Genomic DNA, 517 nt, shown 5'->3' on the forward strand with positions numbered 1-517 from the left:
GCTTGAATCTGCACACTGCCCGTTAATTCAACACGGGTTGATTGATGAGAAAGCACCAGACCTTGTGCACTCAAATGGATTTGGTTTTCTCCATGGGAGAGAATAAGTTCATCTTTTGTCATGCGCAGTGCGCCCCCCGCATAACAAAGCGCCAACTCTTCTGGGTGGCGTGCGGGATTAGGCATAGCCTCACTATAGCTATCGCGCACCACTAAAGAAGCAGAACCAATTTCACCATGGGGGTTTAACAACCGCACCGGATCACCAACATGACAAGGCATATTGCTTGCAACAGCGCCCGCCGCTTCTTGGGTTTGCAGCCAGGGCGATAAAACCGCTTGTCCATTAGCATTTTCAGAGAAAAGTTTCACCCGCACCCTATGACCATCAACTTCTGCCACCCGTCCAATCATATGCTGGTTGGCAAGACAGCGTTCAAGCGCATCAAGACGCTTCATGATTTGCCGAAAGGTATCGCTTAAGAGATAAGCATCATTCATGCTAACACCTCATTGCT

General features: G+C 49.1%; 1 protein-coding gene. It reads right to left on the reverse strand.

Annotated features, from left to right (window positions below; all coding sequences use genetic code 11):
- Positions 1-500: phage baseplate assembly protein V (locus tag BN338_RS09975; RefSeq protein WP_039761980.1), on the reverse strand; the 500-nt coding region annotated here is incomplete at its 3' end.
- Between the last annotated feature and the right edge of the window lie 17 nt (positions 501-517).

The organism is Bartonella queenslandensis AUST/NH15 (genome assembly GCF_000312585.1).
In the GTDB taxonomy this organism is placed as follows: Bacteria; Pseudomonadota; Alphaproteobacteria; order Rhizobiales; family Rhizobiaceae; genus Bartonella; species Bartonella queenslandensis_A.